Raw genomic sequence first — 16972 nt, forward strand, 5'->3', positions numbered from 1 at the left:
AACTAAAAATAGTTATGCGCAAACAACAAAATCATAAAAATGGAGTTAAATTAAATAGATAGTCAAAGTTAAAAATAATGGAGAAGGTGGAGTCCTCTAATCTATCATTCATAGTAATAATATAACCTAACCCGTAAACTAATAAGAAATTAGAAATAACTAAAGGGTTAATAAATCACGGTCTTCAATTTATTAAATCATTTCTAAGAAGTTATTTAAATTAGTAATTTGGTTGATTACAGTCTGAGAGGTATACGAAAAATCAAAAGATAGAACATAAAACGAAAAATTCCTAAATATTTATTTTTATTAAAACTTTATTAAAAATAAATAACCATAATATATTTTATTATCAATAATAATTAAATTTATATTTTATATTTATTAATTCTTTTTTAAAGATATTATTTCATTAAAATAAGAAGATTTATCAAGACAATGAATAAAACAAAAATAACCTTTTCGAATAAATTGAAATTTTTCATAATTATTCATATGTTTAATTCCGCCTTCCACCAAAACTTCTTTAGAAATACAAGATTTTTTATTAAAATCTTTTTCTAAATCAATAGGTATATCATTTTTAAAAAGCGGTTGATAAAAATTAACAATATTTTTTTGAAATGTATTCTTTTCAACAAAATGAATGGTTCCATTAGGTTTTCTTTCTTTAAAAGAAGTTCCGCTTTTAGTTTGAGGATCGTAAGTAGCTAAAATTTCAATAATTTCACCGTTTTTGTCTTTTATTACATCGACGGCTTTAATAAAATAAAAATATAACAATCTAACTTCTCCATTTAAAAATAATTTTTTAGATTTTGCATCTAATTTTTCCATTTGAAAATCTTTTTTTTCAATATAAATATGTTTAGAAAAAAAAACAGTACGTTCGCCTAAATCTAAATTATTATGAAAAGGAACTTTTCGAGATTCTATTTTGTTTTCATCATAATTAATAATAGTTACTTTTAATGGTTCTTCTACAATCATAATCTTTTTAGCTTTATATTCTAAATCATTTCTTACAGAAGAATTCAACATATTTTGATCTACAGAATTATTATTTTTAGATAAACCAATTTCCAATATAAAAGATTTAATTGATTCAGGAGTATAACCTCTATTTTTCATACCTATCAAAGTAGGCATTCTCGGATCGTCCCAATCTTTAACTAAAGAACAATCAATTAAAAATTTTAATTTTCTTTTACTCAAAACTGTTTGATTAAGGTTTAATCTACCAAATTCAATTTGAGTAGGAAAATGTTCCACTTCGGTCTCTTTTAAAACCCAATTATATAAAGGGCGATGATCTTCAAATTCTAAAGAACATAAAGAGTGTGAAATTTTTTCAATTGAATCTTCCAAAGGGTGAGCGAAATCATAAGAAGGAAAAATAAAATGGTGTTGATTTTTGAGAGTATACGCGTCAATAATCCTATATAAAACTGGATCTCTTAAATTCATATTAAGACTAGCCATATCAATTTTAGCTCTTAAAACTTTTTCTCCTTGTTTAAAAAAACCTTTTTTCATTTTATTAAACAAATCTAAATTAACTTCGATAGAACGATTGCGATAGCGAGAATTAATACCTGATTTATTCAAATCTCCTCTAGTTTGTTTTAATTCTTCTGCGTCAGAATCATCTACAAAAGCTAATCCTTTTTTAATTAAAACAATAGCTTTTTGAAATATTTCTTCAAAATAATCAGAAGCATAACAAATTTTATGAGGTTTATATCCTAACCATTCAACATCTTCCAAAATAGAAGTTACATAATTTTGTTTTTCTTTATTAGGATTGGTATCATCATATCTTAAATAAGTTTTACCACCGAATAATTTAGCTAATTCAAAATTTATAACAATAGAACGAGCATGCCCTAAATGAAGAAAACCATTAGGTTCAGGAGGGAAACGAGTAATTACTTTTTTATATTTTTTATTTCTTAAATCTTTTTCGATAATCGTTTTTATAAAATTAGAACTTCGAAACATAAATTTACCTTAATTATTTAATTTATTTTATTATATCAAAAAAAATTTTATAAAAAAATGTAAAAAAAATTATTCATTTAGAAAATAACTATATAAGTGGAAAAATTTATCAAAGTTTCTATAAATCAAAAAAAATAATAATATTTATTGAAAAAATAAAAATAATTAATGAATAATAAAAATTTAATTATTTTCTCTATTATCGTTTAAAGATAAATTAGGAATCGCAGTTAAATTATAAATTTTCTGCCCTTTAGGAAAACCAAACATATGTTGATAATAAGCAGCAATACCAATCATAGCCGCTTGATCTGTGCAATATTGCAAAGAAGGAATGATTAATTCTAAATCAGAAAAATGATTTCTAAATCTTTGGGTTAAAAATTGATTGGCTGCTACACCACCTACAATAATTAATTGTTTTGTTTTATATAAATTTAAAGCTCTTTGTACTTTCGTTATCAAAACATCTGCAACACTTTCTTGAAAAGAAGCACAAATATCATTTATATAAGGAGCTAAATCTTTTTTTTCATTAATAAAATTAATAATTTGGCTTTTTAAACCTGAAAAACTAAAATCTAATTTTTTATTTTTTAAATAAGGACGAGAAAAAGAAAAAATATTTTCCCCTTGAAGAGCTAATTTTTCAATAATAGGGCCACCAGGATAACCTAAATTTAAACTTCTAGCAATTTTATCATAAACTTCACCAACAGCGTCATCCAAAGTTTGGCTAATTTGTTTTATTTCAAAATGATTAGTCAAATAAAACAATTCGGTGTGACCGCCTGAAATCAAAAGAACCAAAGAGGAAAATTTTAATTCATATTCTATTTGTGCTGAATAAACATGACCTATTAAATGATTAACACCTATCAAAGGTTTGTTATAAATATAAGACAAAATATTAGCAGCGCTAATACCTGAAAATAAAGAACCAATCAAACCTGGACCTTGAGTAACCGCTATTAAATCAATTTCATTAGCGGTTATTTTTGCTTTATCCAATGCTTCTTTAAAAACTAAATTAATAATTTCAACATGTTTACGAGAAGCTATCTCTGGAACTACTCCGCCAAATTTTTGATGATATTTTATTTGAGAAAACACCACATTAGATAAAACTTTTTTACCATTTTCAGTAACTGCTACACTTGTCTCATCACAACTAGTTTCGATTGATAAAATAATCATATTCTCGATAAAACCTATTTTTTTATATTTTACAAAAATTAATAATGAATATAATAATTCGGCATTAAAAGTTCAATATTATCAACTTTTTTCATATACCTAAAAATTTTAGAAATAGAAAGATGAAAATTATCCGCTTTTAACCAAAAATGATTTAAAAATTTATTTAAAAAAACATTTTCATAAATATTTTCTTCTAAAACAATTTTATCATCTTCTAAACTTAAACTATAAAAAAAATTTTTTTTAGCATAAATTTTAGGAGTTATTATATTTTCAGAAAAACCACTAGATAAAAGTAATAAACTACTAATTTGAAATAAAGGGATACTCAATTCCAAAGATAAAAATTTAGCGGTTAAAACCGCCAATCTACTTCCTATATAAGAACCTGGACCAATACCTACAATAACGCCGGATAAATCTTTTAAACCAAGATTATTTTGATTTAATATTTGATGAATTAAAGAATTAATTCCTGAAACAAAATTTTGTTTATCAACGCTTTTCTTTATATCAATAATTTTATTATTTGTGCTTAATATTATTAATTGAAGATCGGTTGAAACATCTAAAATAATGTATTTAGGTTCGATAAAAGAATTCATAAAATAAAAAACCTTCTTGTTTTTTTATTTAAATTTTTATTTCTGTTCAATAATATTTTTTTCTATTGAAATAAATCTTTTTTGATTATCTAAAAAATTAAAACGAATATAATAATGCCAAACAGAAAAAAAAGATACTATATTAATATTAGATTCAATTATTATAATATCTCCTTTGTCTGTATTATCCAATAATTCTAATATTTCCATTTCTAAATTATTTTTTGGTTGGTTATCATTTAAAATACGGTATAAATCTAAATGATGCAATATATATTTAGAACCTTGATAAGTCTTTAACAAAACAAAAGTAGGACTATTAACGTTATCTTTGATACCTAATTTTTTTGCCAAACCTTTAACAAAAACTGTTTTACCGATTCCTATGTCACCTTCTAACAAAATAATATTTTTTTCTTTTGTTTTTTTTAATTCTGTTATTATTTGTTGACATAAAAAAGAACCTATTTTTTTAGTTTCTACATCTGAAGAAGTAGTACCGTAATAAATATTTTTGTTATTATCGAACATATTTCTAAAAAACTTCCAAAAATATATAATTATACAAAGCATCATTTTAAAAAAAAATTATAAATGGATATAATTGAATTATATTAAATTTTTTTCTTTTTTAACAACTGCAACATTAACTAATTTATCATTAGCATTTAAATTAAATAATTTATTACCTTGAGTAACTTTAGATTTAAGAGTACGTATTTTTTCATCATTAGCCAATCTAATAATTTTTCCTTGTGCAGAAATAAAAATAAATTCTTCATCAACGGAAACAATTTTTAAAGCTATTAAATTGCCATTTTTATTAGTTACTTTTAAAGTTTTAACACCTTTGCCAGCTCTTTTTTGTTTTTTATATTCTAAAATTTTATTTTTCTTACCAAATCCCAATTCAGTCACTGCTAAGATTTCTTGTTGATCAGAAGTAACAGCTATCGCGCCAATAATATTTTCGTCTTTTTCTAACTTCATACCAATAACACCGCTCGCTATTCTGCCTGTTTGCTTAATCGATTTTTCATTAAAACGAATAGCTTTACCACCAGAACTAGCCATAATAATATCTTGTTCTCCTGAAGTTTTTAAAACTGATAAAACTTCATCATCAGGTTTTAAAGTGAAAGCGATTTTGCCATTATTTTGAATTTTATCATAATCTTGAATATTATTTCTTTTAATTAAACCTTTTTTAGTGATTAAAACTAAATAATTATAATCTTGTGATAAATCTTCACTAATACTAGTTACCGAAGTCACAAATTCGTTCGAATCTAAAGAAATTAAATTTACAAAAGGAATGCCTTTAGCTGTGCGAGAATAATCAGGAATATTATACCCTTTTAAACGATAAACTTTCCCTTTATTAGTAAAAAACAATTGATAATCATGAGTGTAAGTGATAACTAAATGTTCTACAAAATCATTTTCATTAACAGTAACACCGCTAACACCCTTGCCGCCTTTATTTTGTTTTTTATAAGTTTCTAAATTTAAACGCTTAATATAACCTTTGTTAGTTACTGTTATTAAAATTCTTTCTCTTTCTATTAAAGTTTCATTAGAAATATGAGCATCAACATCTTTTTTGATAACTGTTTTTCTTTCATCTTGAAAAACTTTTTTTAACTGAAGTAAATCTTTTTTTAAAATTTGTTCTTTTTTAGATTGAGAATTAATAATGCTTTCGCAATCTGCAATTTTTTTAATTAAATTTTGTTCTTCAATTTTAATTTTTTCAATTTCTAAATTAGTTATTTTTTGCAAGCTCATTTCTAAAATGTATTTACTTTGTAAAATATCAAAATTATATTTATTCATTAATTTTTCACGTGCTTCTGATACATTTTTAGAACTTTTGATTAATTTAATTGCGTCATCGATATCATTTAAAACAATAACAGCGGATTGAATCAAATGTTTTTTTGCTAAAGCATTTTTTAATTCAAATTTTTTCTGGCGATTAATAATATCAATTCTAAAAGAAAAAAAAGCTTCTAAAATTTGTTTTAAATTAACCAATTGAGGTTTTTTATTGATTAAAACAATCATATTAAAATTAAATGAAGTTTGAACGCGAGAATGTTTATATAAATTATTTAAAAAAACTTTAGGATTTATATCTTTTCTCAAATCAATAATAATTTTAATTCCTTCTCGATTAGATGATTCGTCTCTTAAATCTGTTATACCATCTAAAATTTTATTTTTATGTAAATAAAAAATATTTTCAATTAAATTACTTTTTTTAATTTGATAAGGGATTTCAGTTATGATAATAGAAGTTTTATTTTTTTCAGAAGAAACAATGTCAGTTTTAGAACGAAGAATAATTTGGCCTTTTCCTGTTTCATAAGCTTTTTGTAAGTTTTCAAATCCTAAAAGTTCGCCACCAGTAGGAAAATCTGGTCCTTTAATATATTGCATTAACTCAGCGATAGAAATATTTTTATCATCTATATAAGAAACTAAAGCGTCAACTACTTCGCCCAAATTATGAGAAGGGATATTAGTGGCCATTCCGACAGCAATACCTGTCGAACCGTTAACTAATAAATTGGGGAAACTAGTAGGAAGAACCATTGGTTCTTGTTCGCTATTATCATAATTATTAACAAATTGAATTGTATCTTGATCTATTTCTTTCATTAATTCTAAAGCTATTTTAGACATACGTACTTCAGTATAACGCATAGCCGCTGCAGCGTCTCCATCGATAGAACCAAAATTTCCATGACCATCTACTAAAGGATAACGATAATTAAAATCTTGAGACATCCTCACCATAGCATCATAAATACTACTATCTCCGTGAGGATGATATTTACCCATAACATCACCGACTACTCTGGCCGCTTTTTTATAACTAGATTGATGAGATAAACCTAATTCTTTCATACTATATAAAATTCTTCTTTGTACAGGTTTTAACCCATCTTGTATTTCAGGTAAAGCTCGAGAAACAATAACACTCATGGCATAATCTAAAAAAGATTTTTCCATTTCTGAATTGATATCAACTTCTTTAATTTTTCCTACAATATTTTGATTATTTATTTCAGAGTTGCTAATAGAATTATTTTTATTTTTTTTGTTTAACATATTATATCGCCTTTTTTAAATTCATAATTAATAATTAGTAATCAAAATTATTCTTAAATATCTATTTGTGCTTCGGTAGCGTTTTCTTCAATAAATATTTTCCTTTGTTCTACTAACTTACCCATTAATTTATCAAAAACTTTATCAGCTTCAACAGCATCTTCTAAATGAACTTTCAATAAAGTTCTTGTTAAAGGATTCATAGTAGTTTCCCAAAGTTGTTCTGGATTCATTTCGCCTAAACCTTTGTATCGTTGTGAAGAAACCGTTTTATTTTCTTTTTTCATTTTATCTAGATATTCTTTATATTCTTTTTCATTGTAAAAATATTGATTTTTTTTATTTTGTTGAACTTTATATAAAGGAGGTTGTGCAAAATAAATATAACCATTTTCTATTAAACTTCTTAAATTTCTGAAAAAGAAAGTAAGTAATAAAGTTCTAATATGAGCACCATCTACATCAGCATCTGTCATAATAATAATTCTATTATAACGTGCTTTTTGTAAATTGAATTCTTTATCTATACCTGTTCCGATTGCTTGAATTAAAGAAACAATTTCATTATTACTTAAAACTTTATCTAAACGAGATTTTTCTACATTAATAATTTTACCTCTTAAAGGTAAAATAGCTTGAAATTTAGAATCTCTTCCTTGTTTAGCAGAACCTCCCGCAGAGTCCCCCTCTACAATATATAATTCGGAATTTTCAGGATCTTTATTATGACAATCAGTTAATTTAGAATTGAAATTTAATAATTCTAAAGAATTTTTCTTTCTAGTTATTTCACGAGCTTTTTTAGCAGCAATCCTCGCTTTCATAGCAATAGTACATTTTTCAAGGATTTTTTTAGCTTCCTGAGGATTTTCTAATAAATAACTTTCAAAAAACTCTCCAAAAGTTTTAGATATAAATTGTCTTACTTCTTGATTTCCTAATTTATTTTTAACTTGGCCTTCGAATAAAGGTTCGGGATGTTTTAAAGAAATGATAACCAAAATACCTTCTAAAGTATCATCACTTATTAAATTGGTTTCTTTTTTTAAAATATTTTTATCTTTGGCATATTTATTTAAAATTCGGTTTAAAGCTATTTTAAAACCTTCTTCGTGTGTTCCGCCTTCTTTAGTAGGGATATTATTAACAAAAGAATAAACGTTTGAACTATAATTTTCGGAATATTGAAAAGCGATTTCGTAAAATAAATTATTATCATTGTATTCTTGATAAAAAATATTGTTTAAAACTTTTTTGTTTTGATTTAAACTTAAAATATACTCTTTAATTCCGTTTTTATAATGAAAATTAAATTCTTTAGAAGGTTGTACAGTGCGATCTATAATATTTAACTTTATTTTTTTATTCAAAAAAGATATTTGTTGAACTCTTTCTTTTAAAACATCTAATTTATAAACAAAAGTATCCATATTAGTGAATATACTTGAATCAGGAGTAAAGGTGATAATTGTTCCTCTTTTTGTTGTAGTTCCTTTTTTAGTTAAAGGCATTATCGGAGCACCTTTTTCATATTTTTGATAATATATTTTATTATCACGATGAATTTCAACACTAAACCAAGAAGAAAGAGCGTTTACTACAGAAGCACCTACCCCATGTAAACCACCTGAAATTTGATAATTTTTTTTATCAAATTTACCGCCGGCATGTAAAGTAGTTAAAATTGTTTCAACAGCTGGTTTATTGGTTTGAGAATGGATATCAACAGGTATTCCTCTGCCGTTATCAGAAATACGAATAACATTATCGTTCAAAATTTCTAAACTAATTTCATCAGCGAAACCAGCTAATGATTCATCGATAGAATTATCTAGAATTTCCCATACTAAATGATATAAACCTTTGTCTGAAATAGAACCTATATACATACCAGGTCTTTTTCTAACAGCCTCTAACCCTTCTAAGATTTGAATACTATCAGCGTTGTATATTTTATCTTTTATCATTGTCAAACTAAAGAAATCTCCTTTTAAAATTGATTATTTTTTTCAAAATTAATTTTATGATATTCAATATATTTTTTATTAAAAAAATAATACAAATATATATAATTATATCAAATAAAAAAGAAATTTAATAAAAATAGGCTGTTTTAGGTTATTTTTAAAACATAAAAAAAAATAGATAATAAATCACTCCTTCTTATTAATTTTATTAAAAGTTATAATTTATTATCTATTTAAAATTTATTATATTGTTTAAACAATTTTATGAAAAAATAATTTTATTAATCTTTATAAAAAATATCTATGGAATCCTTGTTGTTGTATTCTTTTTATTCTGTTTTAGATGGAGATAATTGTAAAATGTTTAAAAATTTTTCTTTAATTGAAGATCCGACACCTTCTAAAGAACCGCTTACAACGCTGCTAAAAGTACTCTTAATAATATTATATTTATTTTTTTCAATATCTTGAAATAAATTTTTTAATTCTTTTTTTAATTCATTTTTATCGTTTATCAATTCATCAGAAACAGAATTTAATTTTTCTTCAGCGACTTGCATTAATTTAGTTGTAATAGAATCTAATTTATTTTTTAATTCTTTTTTTAATTCATTTTTATCGTTTATCAATTCATCAGAAACAGAATTTAATTTTTTTTCAGCAACTTGTATTAATTCAGTTATTGTAACAGAGTTTAATTTTTCATTAATATTAGTGACTGTTTCTTTCTTTAAATCCATAATTTGTTGTTTTAATAATTCGCTATTTTGTTCAATACTAGCTCTGAATAAACTAGAATTCATATTAATTTCTCCATCTATTTTATCTTGTATATGTTCTTTTGTATCAAAAAAACCAGAAATAGAAGAAATAGTGGAAATTAATAATTTAATTAACAAAAAACCAAATAACAAAAATAAATTTAATTTTATAATTAGAATAAATGTTTTATCTTTAGATTTTACCATTTTTTTATCTTCGTTCATAATTTTCATATTATTAACTCTTTTCTAAGAATTTGCAAAAATAATTAAATATATTATAAATTAGAATATTACTTTGAATTAAATATTTTGAAAATTTATACATTAAAAACTAAAATTGTATTTAGTATTGAATATTAAGTATTCAATAAACATTATAAATGTATATTCCAAAAAATACAAAAAATATCAAACACAAAAGTTAAATTATTGCATTAATTAATATTTTAAAAATAAATATTTTATTTATTTTGTAATAAAATAAATCAAAAAATTATCAAATAAATTAAAAATTTTAATAAATTTGATAATTTTTTTCATCTTTCGTCTAAATAAACCAAGACTTTATTTCTAAATTTATATATATTATGTAATTATCTACGCACTTTGTTTTTATTAATTAAATAAATAAATATATTAGCTTATTTTAACACACTTGGTGGAGATGAGGGGATTCGAACCCCTGTACAAAATTAATTGAATTTTTTTAATCTACATATTTATTTTGTTTTTACAAAAACAAACAAAAAAATGAAAAATTATTTATATTGAAAAAAATATTCAATTAAAAATATTTTTTAAATTAAATTTTATATTTATATAATTTAAAATAAATGTCAATTATTATTAACAATACGCCATTTGGGTATTGAAAGCATTTGAACGTGGAACATTTATAAATTGACCCACGTTATCTGTTTTTTCTTTATTGCCGTTTAATTTAACCTCGAACGTTTTGACTTGCGTAACCAAGATATGCATAAAAAAATCATTCAATTTTGGCGAATTCCTTTATACATCCCCATATATTATTATAATTAAAAATAAATAAAAATTCAAAATTTTAAAAAATAGAAATAAAAACTAATATAAATATAATCAAAGAAATATTTTTATATTTAAAAAATATAAAATAAAATAAATTTTATACAAAAAACATTTAAAAATAAAAAATATAAATCGTTTATTTCTTTAATTATTTTAAGTATATTCATTTATTATTAATTTTTTTATTTTATCTTTATATATTTTTTATATACATGATTATCTATCGTACTACTATTCTAATTAAACAAAATTGATATATCCGCATCATTTATCCCCATATTAATAATTGTATAAAGGGGGGTATTGGCAATTAATTTAATACTTTTTATTTTTTTATAAATTTTCTTTTCAAAAAGACAACTTTATTTTTAAATATTAAAAATAAAAATTTAAAATTGAAGAGATTTAAATAATTAAATTAATTTTTTAAAACAAATTTTTTTATATTTTAAGCATTCCATTCATAAATTTAAATATTTTTGATATAATCCGGTTATAGAAAATAATTGTATTTTAAAATTTAAATATATTTTGTTAAAATAAAAATAATTAATAAAAATAAAATATTTTCTTAATAATTAAATTTAATTTATCCAATTTATTAATTTAATTTAATTATTAAGAAAAAAATTAAAGAAAGAAATATATTATTTCAAATGAGAATATTACCTTATGAATTATATAAATATAGTCCTGATCAATCTTTATGCGCTTTAAGAAAAGAATTTGGTATTTATGATTATTGTTTAAATCAAAATAAATCTAACAAAGCTATGAACTATTTTTTAGAAAAAGGACGTAATTATTTTAATTTATCTTTTTTTTTATGGTTTGAAGAAATGAAAAAAAGAAAACATTATATGAATAGTTTTCATATTTTTTACGCATTAAATAATCGTTATGACAAAAAAGAAACTGATTTATTTTTAATTTTAGAATGTTGTATTCAGTGGGATATAAAAAAGTTTCTCCCTTATCAAAATAATTTAACTTGGTGTGATATTTTTTTATTAATTTATGAATCTAGAAACAAAAATAAAAAAATATTTCATCAAAATATTTATAATGAATTATTATCATGGTATAAAATTAATTTTATACGTAATAACCAAAAAGGGTTATTAAAACCTCATCAATTGAATATGGAGAAAGTAAAAAAACATTTTCAAAAATATTTATAATTTTTTTTAATAAAATAATTTTTTTATCATTTATATTTACAAAAATATAATTTAAAAAATCTAATAAAAAATATTTATTTCTAAGCATTTTTGTAAAATTATAAAAAAATAAAACTGGTTCTAAATATAAAAATAAAGTTTTAATATTTTTTTTATTGACTTCTCGCGAAATTAATGTTGTTGTAGCATCTTTAAAAGATAGAAATAGCGATAAATGAGCTTCATTTTCATTTTGGATAAACATCCTATTACAGCTAGTTCCTCTCCAAACCGTGTAAGAAAGTTTCCAAGCGCAAAGCTTTCCCTACATAATTTTGTTACGATATCACATTTCTTTTTTGAAGACAAGTGAATAAAAACAACTTTAGTCTCGTCTTTTCGTCTATCTTATTTTCATAAAACTTTACCGAGTCTCTCCACGAGACCATAATTTCTTGTTATAAATTATTTGCTCCGTCCAGTTAGCGGTATTAATCTCACTTATCTTTTTACAAGTGATTTCTCTTGTTGTGCCAGGTGTTCTCTGTTCCGTTTTTTAACATACCTCCTGGACTACCTCGTATCCATACTTTGCGTATCCAAGACATGAGTTTAGACCAATACAATATATAATAATTAACGCTCGGTTAGAGTTTGGACTCTTTTTTGTTTCCAGATTTCTATTCTTATATACTAACTACTAAAAGTCTCTTTTTTCTTGCATCTATAGTCTTATTATTCTATATTTGAACTTCTGTCGAAGTAAACTATCAAAATAAGTTTAAATTTTGATTAAAAAATAATTATTTTATTATATAAAATTAAAAATGCATTTATCGTTATCATCGTTTGTATTTTGGATAACTTGAATCCCTTCTAAAGGAAAAATCAAAGTAATTTTTATAATTTTATTTTGGTCATTAAATTCATATTCTTCTATTCTTTCGTCATCAAATACTTTTTTGATAATTTGGACATTATCATTTCTAGTTTCTGTATATTTATAACCCTTAGGGAAATCAATAGGTAATGCATTTTGGTTGTGGTATATTTTTTCTATACAACTTTGTTTGTCGTGTTTAATATAAGAGCAGTTGCTTTTAATTTCTTTGATAGTATCATAAATAATTTTAATATTAGTTAATTTGATAGTATTTGTTTCGTTCATTAATTTCTATTTCTTCAATAATTTCTCCTTGTTCTATTTTTTTATAACTTCGTAATATAAATCCACTGTTCCTATTGGAAAAGTTGAAGCTGTTTTGATATTGTCAGAATAAATATCATAAGTATGATCATCCTTTTGCGCTGTTCCATTTTTTTGGACATATTTTAATTTTAAAATTGTTCTTTAAAACTTAAAATTAAGTAGATAATTTCATATCTTTTCAAACTAACAAAGTTGTTTTTAATTAAATTAAAAAGTGTCTAAAGTTTTTTAATAATTTGCTAGTTTCAAAAGATATTTTTTTCAATATTTTACCCTTCCATATATATAGTTAGGTAAAAAAAGTTAAAAAGGTGTCTACAAAATAAAAAGAAAATAATCTTTTATATAATTTTAATATTTTTCTTAAAAAAAGGGTGCAGAAAAGTAACCTTTTTTATAAGGTTATATTATTTATGTAAATTTAACTAATAATTTATCTAAGAGTTTGAAAATATTGTAAAGGGGATAAATTATTTAATTTAGTTAAAAGCCATTTATGATTCCAAAAAGAAGGAAATTGATTAATTATTTTTGTGATTTTTGGAATTGTTTTTTGAAATAAAAAAGGATGACGATGATATAAAATACTTTTCATTTGGCCGAACAGATTTTCAATTACTGCGTTATCACGTGGAGTGGCTTTGCGGGACATGCTGATTAAAAAACCTTTTTTAGTTAGGATTTGTTGAACTTTTAGAGATTGATAAACTGAACCTTGATCAGAATGAATAATACAAGGTTTTTTTAATTTAGGTAATTTTTGGATTGTTTTTAATACTAAATCTTTATTTTGACAATTAGAAGTATGTGAAGCGATAATTTGATTATTAAAAGAATCTATAACACAAGAAAAATATAAAAAACCTTGAGGAGTTTTAAAATAAGTAATATCAGTGAATAGTTTTTGTAGGGGTCGAGATGAAATAAATTCTTGATTGATTAAGTTAGGTACTATTTTAATTTTATTTTGTAAATTATTTTTATAATGATGTTTATTTTTTTTAATTCTTAACCGACAAAAAATATTTTTTTCTTTCATAATGAGATAAACTTTTTTCTTAGTAATTGATTCATTGAAAGTTTTTTGGTATAAAACAGTAATTTTATGATGACCGAAAAAATATTCATGATTACAACATAAAGCTTCGATTCTTTTTTGTTGCAAAAGGTATTTTTCTTGTTTTAATTTTAATTGTTCTTTAATTTTTAACCAGTAATAATAAGTACTTCTTTTGATTTGGATAGTTTTTAAAATGGTAGTAAGATTTAAGTTATTTTTAAATTTTTTAACCAAATTAAAAACTATTTTTTTATCAATTTTAGTTATTTTTTCAATCATTTTTTGCAATAATTTGAATTTTTGTTTTAATTTTTTCATTATTAAACACTATTTACCTTATTTTTTTTGATTATATTAATAATTATAATTCAAAAAGGTTTTTAAATCAAAAAAATACCATTAATTTGTTTTATTTTTTAGTTTTGCGCTGATGAAATTGGTAAGGTTTGAAAAAAAAGGGGGGCAGCGCAATGGGGGGATTCTTTATTATTTTTCTTTTTATTATGTATTCTTTTTATTTTTGTTAGCGCTCCAGCGCTTATATTATTTGATTTATATTTTTATAAACAATCTTTTTCCAATGGAAAGGGTTTTAAAAAAGAGATGTTATTTATATCGATAATTAATAATAATTTAAAAAAAAGATATATCGACAATATCAAATATCGAATATCATTATCATTATCGATATAAAATATCAAATATCACTTGTTAAATAAGCTTGTTGCAAAAAGGGTTTTTGGGGGCAGTAAAGTGTCAGTAAAGTGTCATAAAAGTGTCATAAAAGTGTCATAAAAGTGTCATAAAAGTGTCATAAAAGTGTCATAAAATTGTTAGTTAAATAATTTGTTTTGTTTTAGATATATATTTATATTTGGGATATAATTTTCTGATGCGATATCCTCGTTTATCTTTGGTAATAAAGAATTTAATGTGTTTTAAATCTTCTAAGCGATAATAAATAATATTTAAACCTTTTTTATAATTGCTTTTTAAAGGTTTATCATATTTATCTTTTTTATGATTATCTAATTTAAATAATTTTAAAGTATCTAATTTATTGATATTGATTTTGCTCATTAATTCTTTTATTTGGTTTTTGGTTTCATTTTTATAATTGATTTGGAAAATATTAAATTGATGTTTAAGGGTATTATTTTGAGTTTTAAGAGGGGTTGAAGGGTTAAGTAATAATTTTGTATTGTCATCTACTTTTATGGCTTTAATTATGTCTATTTTGTATTTTTTAATTTCTTCTAAGATTTTTGGATCTATAAATAAAGTTTGATTTTTAGGGCGATAATTAGCTTCTTGGTAGGTATTTTTCTTTTTGGAATGATTAATAATGGTGAGGTTAATTAAATCTTCTTTTAAAGTTTTCAAAAAGTGTTTGATTTGTTCTAAATCAGTGGGAGTATTTTGTTTATTAATTTCACCTCCGATTCTAATTTCTTGATTGGTATTGTTTTGCATTATTTTATTTCTCCTTTTTTTAAATTAATTAATAAATTATTCGTTAATTACTTCTACTTTATCTTTGCCAAAGTAATATATAGCTAAATCTACTATTTGTTTCTTTTTGGCCGCTTCGTAAGAAATATATGGGTCTAAGAAACATTTTTGATAAGCTTGGATTCCATATTGTTTAAATAAATCATCGACATCTTTACAAGTTTGATTATAAGGTGGTAAAATGTGTCTAATTTCATAGATAATATTTTCTTTTTTTAATTGTTCACCTAATAATTCACTACGTTTTTTTCCTGTTTCGTCATTGTCTAAGGCAATAATGATTTTAATATTTTCTTTTTTAAGAATGTCTATTTGTGTTTGAGAAAATAATTGTGTGACACAAATTAATCCCACAACGTTTTTAATTCCATTTTGCCAACAACTAATGACATCAAAAAAGCCTTCATGAACAATCATAATTTTAGTTTGTTTAATGCAAGGGAATGCTTCAAAGAAACGATAACTAAAATGAAAAGTGGGGGTTTGGCTGAAATTATTAAGAGATTGATATTTGGGTTGAAAATAGCTAGTATCGCAAAAATGGTTTTGATAAAAGTGAAATGTTTTAGCATATCCATTTTCAATCGGGATAATGATAGAACCATGAAAAGTATCATGATAATATTTTTTTCCTTTGAAATTAGTTTTTTCTTTGATAAAACCATATTCTACTAATTTATCAATATTAACATTTTTCTTTTTTAAGAAATTGATTAATCTAAAAGATAATGGTTTATTTGATAATGGAGCATAACCTAATTTAAATTCTTTAATTGTTTCTAAATTTAATTGGCGCTTTTGTGTTAAATAATCTAATCCTATTTTCCTTTCATCATTTTGATTGGATGTTAACAAATAATTATAATAATCTCTTATTTGATTAAATAAGGGAGATATTTCTTTGAATAATTGTGTTTTTTTGATATTAATTTCTGTTTCATCTATTGGGTTATGGGGTTTGGGAGGATGATATTGTAATTTGAAAGGGTTGGAGGATATTGAGGTGTTAGTTTTTTCTTTATTTGTTAAGATTTCAAATTTTTGAGAATGCATAAAATTTAAAATCTTTTTGACTGCATCGTTAAAGTTTGTGATTCCACGAATTTCTTTATAAACATCAATAATGTCAAAATCGCGACAACATTTCCAACAGTGAATGTTATTGTTATCATTTATATGACAAGTTGTTGGATTTAGACCTTGATGGATGGGACAAGGAAAACGATATTTGCTGTTGAAGTTTGATGGGAGGATGTTTAATTTTTTTAATAAAACTATCATGGGGAAATTAGTTTTGATGTAGTTAATTTTTTCTTGATTATTCATTTT

Annotated in this window: 12 protein-coding genes and 1 other RNA gene; 1 reads left to right on the top strand and 12 read right to left on the bottom strand. The window is 23.0% G+C overall.

Features of this window, described 5'->3' with window-relative positions; genetic code table 11:
• Positions 1–384: 384 nt before the first annotated feature.
• The 8 genes from glnS to ssrA all read right to left on the bottom strand — a co-directional run bounded on the left by glnS (position 385) and on the right by ssrA (position 10677).
• A complete protein-coding gene (gene glnS, locus LFWB_RS00660; RefSeq protein ID WP_210954776.1) occupies positions 385–2001 on the bottom strand; it encodes a glutamine--tRNA ligase in 1617 nt (538 codons plus the stop codon).
• A 183-nt stretch (positions 2002–2184) separates the two neighbouring features.
• The gene (tsaD, locus tag LFWB_RS00665) at positions 2185–3198 is read right to left on the bottom strand and encodes a tRNA (adenosine(37)-N6)-threonylcarbamoyltransferase complex transferase subunit TsaD (protein ID WP_210954777.1); all 1014 of its coding nucleotides are present in this window, start codon (positions 3196–3198) and stop codon (positions 2185–2187) included.
• A 38-nt stretch (positions 3199–3236) separates the two neighbouring features.
• Complete coding sequence (gene tsaB / locus LFWB_RS00670) at positions 3237–3806, bottom strand: tRNA (adenosine(37)-N6)-threonylcarbamoyltransferase complex dimerization subunit type 1 TsaB (RefSeq protein ID WP_210954778.1); 570 nt, start codon at positions 3804–3806, stop codon at positions 3237–3239.
• A gap of 36 nt (positions 3807–3842) precedes the next feature.
• Positions 3843–4337, bottom strand: coding sequence for a tRNA (adenosine(37)-N6)-threonylcarbamoyltransferase complex ATPase subunit type 1 TsaE (gene tsaE, locus LFWB_RS00675; RefSeq protein ID WP_210954779.1), 495 nt, complete (start codon positions 4335–4337; stop codon positions 3843–3845).
• 78 nt (positions 4338–4415) lie between these two features.
• Positions 4416–6923 (bottom strand): DNA gyrase subunit A, encoded by a 2508-nt coding sequence (gyrA, locus tag LFWB_RS00680; protein WP_210954780.1) that lies wholly within the window; start codon positions 6921–6923, stop codon positions 4416–4418.
• A 53-nt stretch (positions 6924–6976) separates the two neighbouring features.
• A complete protein-coding gene (gene gyrB, locus LFWB_RS00685) occupies positions 6977–8890 on the bottom strand; it encodes a DNA topoisomerase (ATP-hydrolyzing) subunit B (RefSeq protein ID WP_210954922.1) in 1914 nt (637 codons plus the stop codon).
• 329 nt (positions 8891–9219) lie between these two features.
• Complete coding sequence (locus LFWB_RS00690) at positions 9220–9885, bottom strand: coiled-coil domain-containing protein (protein ID WP_210954781.1); 666 nt, start codon at positions 9883–9885, stop codon at positions 9220–9222.
• Positions 9886–10310: 425 nt separating this feature from the next.
• Positions 10311–10677: a transfer-messenger RNA gene (gene ssrA / locus LFWB_RS04000) on the bottom strand.
• A 680-nt stretch (positions 10678–11357) separates the two neighbouring features.
• Here ssrA and LFWB_RS00695 point away from each other — a divergent pair.
• Positions 11358–11882, top strand: coding sequence for a hypothetical protein (locus LFWB_RS00695; protein ID WP_210954782.1), 525 nt, complete (start codon positions 11358–11360; stop codon positions 11880–11882).
• A 790-nt stretch (positions 11883–12672) separates the two neighbouring features.
• Here LFWB_RS00695 and LFWB_RS00700 read toward each other — a convergent pair.
• The 4 genes from LFWB_RS00700 to LFWB_RS00715 all read right to left on the bottom strand — a co-directional run bounded on the left by LFWB_RS00700 (position 12673) and on the right by LFWB_RS00715 (position 16969).
• Positions 12673–13029, bottom strand: a complete 357-nt coding sequence (locus tag LFWB_RS00700) for a hypothetical protein (RefSeq protein ID WP_210954783.1) — start codon at positions 13027–13029, stop codon at positions 12673–12675.
• A 475-nt stretch (positions 13030–13504) separates the two neighbouring features.
• Positions 13505–14449: an IS3 family transposase gene (locus LFWB_RS00705; protein WP_210954511.1), complete on the bottom strand. Its 945-nt coding sequence runs from the start codon at positions 14447–14449 to the stop codon at positions 13505–13507.
• A 519-nt stretch (positions 14450–14968) separates the two neighbouring features.
• Positions 14969–15604, bottom strand: coding sequence for a phase variable surface lipoprotein (locus LFWB_RS00710; protein WP_210954784.1), 636 nt, complete (start codon positions 15602–15604; stop codon positions 14969–14971).
• Between the two features lie 36 nt (positions 15605–15640).
• Positions 15641–16969, bottom strand: coding sequence for a toprim domain-containing protein (locus LFWB_RS00715; protein ID WP_210954509.1), 1329 nt, complete (start codon positions 16967–16969; stop codon positions 15641–15643).
• Positions 16970–16972: the final 3 nt, after the last annotated feature.

This window comes from Candidatus Phytoplasma luffae (assembly GCF_018024475.1).
GTDB classification, from domain to species: Bacteria; Bacillota_I; Bacilli_A; order Acholeplasmatales; family Acholeplasmataceae; genus Phytoplasma; species Phytoplasma luffae.